Annotated in this window: 3 protein-coding genes; 1 reads left to right on the forward strand and 2 read right to left on the reverse strand. The window is 30.7% G+C overall.

The genetic code is table 11. The annotated features are described in order from the left end of the window. Positions 1 to 298 precede the first annotated feature (298 nt). A complete protein-coding gene (locus tag B0A78_RS13045) occupies positions 299 to 634 on the forward strand; it encodes a helix-turn-helix domain-containing protein (RefSeq protein WP_097609743.1) in 336 nt (111 codons plus the stop codon). Between the two features lie 99 nt (positions 635 to 733). Here B0A78_RS13045 and B0A78_RS13050 read toward each other — a convergent pair whose 3' ends face one another. Both B0A78_RS13050 and B0A78_RS13055 read right to left on the reverse strand, forming a co-directional pair. Continuing rightward, positions 734 to 1,186 carry a hypothetical protein gene (locus tag B0A78_RS13050; protein WP_097609744.1) on the reverse strand — a complete coding sequence of 151 codons (453 nt, stop codon included), beginning with the start codon at positions 1,184 to 1,186 and terminating at the stop codon, positions 734 to 736. Beyond that, the coding region (locus B0A78_RS13055) for an RHS repeat domain-containing protein (RefSeq protein ID WP_317044852.1) at positions 1,186 to 2,241 on the reverse strand (1,056 nt) is incomplete at its 5' end. The genes B0A78_RS13055 and B0A78_RS13050, both read right to left, overlap by 1 nt.

Here is a 2,241-nt window from a genome sequence, read left to right on the forward strand (position 1 = left end):
TGTCTTAATACTTGCTCCGATTTTAGTTTTTGTATGCCTAGTGTTACTCGTAAGGCTTCTAAACTATTAAACTTAATACCTCCTAAAATGGATATTTTGAGGTGTTTGGTTTCGTAGATGTAGTGGTTTGAATTTGATGTATCTAAATTGTTCATAACTTATAAAGTTTCACTTATTGGTTACAAACTTAATCAATAAATGATATTATAAACAAATTTATCTGTTTGTTTTTTAATCTTTAAGTAACGTATATTTGCAGAAACATTGATTTATAAAGGATTTTTATAACTTATTAGTTATGGATATAAGCAATAATATTACCCAGTTACGTAAAGAAAAAAACTTATCTCGTGAGGATTTAGGAAGTTTAGTAGGTACTTCGGGAGCAGTAATAGGAAGATATGAGCGTAACGAGATTACACCCTCTGTTGAGATTGCTAACAAAATTGCACAAGCTCTTAATGTGTCGTTAGATTATCTTGTAGGTAATAATAATATAGTTTTTAAGGATAAAAAGATTTTAGAACGCATAGAAACAATTGCTACAATGCCTACTAAAGAACAAGAACAACTTTTTAATGTGATTGATGCGTTAATTCGTGATTATAAAGCCAAGCAAGCTTATTCCTCATAACAACCCACAAAAAAACACGCCCGTAAGCGTGTTTCTTTTTTTATATCCTTTTATTTTATCATCCCTCAAAGTCAGGAGACTTTGCGGAGCTGGTGTAGGTTATAGTTTTATATTTAAATTTCCCCTCATTTCTTCTTCTACAAAAACAATTGTAATTTCTTTTTTTTCTTGTGAAATCTTATAATCTAATATAATATCAGAAAGTGAATCAAAGTCAAACACAAAAAAACTGAATTTATTGATTTTAAAAATTGTAGTATCAGTTATAACTAAAAAATATGTATCAAGCGACTCGACTCCAACAAAAGAATCGAAAAGCCCTGAAAAAAACAGGATTTGACCATTAATTAATGAGATGATTCCTATTGAATTAGAGTTATTTATAAATAAAACTTCATCTTCTAAGAAAGGAATCAAGTCATCTTCGTAATTAATTAAATATTTAAAATCCTTAATTTTAAGTTTATAAACAGAATCTATATCTTTAGAAAAAAATATTTTATTGAAATCATTAAAATTTTCATTAATGAGTTTTGAAAATTCATACTTCATTATTCACTTAAATTTGCGTTACCTAATTTTCTAGCTTTTTCCCTTAATTCATGAACTTTTGGTTTTAAAACATCTTTTTTATTAGTAACTGGTATTGAAAAAGAACTTACTCTAGGTAATTCACCTGGTTTATCAATAATAAAATTGACATTAACAGCTGTTCCATCTTTGAGAGTCGTTTGTTTTGTAAATTCTTCTCCATATTTAGTTACATGCTTTTCAACAGTTGTAACACCATTTTCAAAAGCTTGAGATGCTAAACCAATAAGCTTCTCTTCATTGTCAATTCCGTTCCTTTTAAAATATTCACCTCTTAACATTGATTTTGCCATATTATCAATCTCTCTCAAAGTAGCAGATGCTAAATTTTTTGAAACAGTACTACCTTCGCCTAAAGCATAATCAAGTTTACTGGCAATAATTGTAAATTTCGGAGTAAATTTACTTTTAATAAAATTCCCGACAATAAGTTTTGTAGTTCTAGCAAAATCATCAATTGGACCAGGAGAATCAATAGTTCCACTTTCATCTAAAAAGCCAACAGCTAAACCTGTAGCAGTATTAGCGCCTCCAATATAAAGCAACTGATTTCTAGTAAAATGTAATACAGCTCCTGAAAACAAAGTTCTAAGTAAAGGAAGTGTTCTACCTCCTGTATAAATAGCAGATACGATTATAACTCCAGCTATAGCCCCTGATGCTTCAGCTTTAACCTCAGACATATATTGTTCATGGTTTATTTCCCCAGAAAGATATCTTCTTTGTCTTCTTTCAAATCTAAAATCAAATGCAGTTTCCATACCCTCCAATTCTCTAGCATGCATAGGAGCATTTGAAGAAAATTGATATGGTGTTTGTTCTGCATAATATTTTTCAAGAGGGTCTCTCGCAAAAAACCTACCTACACGCGGGTCGTGCATTCTAAAAGTATAATTCAACGAATTCCCTTCACCCTTTAACTCATCATCTTTCTCCTGTCCTTGGAAGCCGTAACGGTAGGCTGTGCTTGAGCCGTGGCGATTTGGAATGAGCGAGCCAAAAGGGTAATACTTTAT

This window comes from Flavobacterium columnare NBRC 100251 = ATCC 23463, assembly GCF_002530675.1.
Lineage (GTDB): Bacteria > Bacteroidota > Bacteroidia > Flavobacteriales > Flavobacteriaceae > Flavobacterium > Flavobacterium columnare.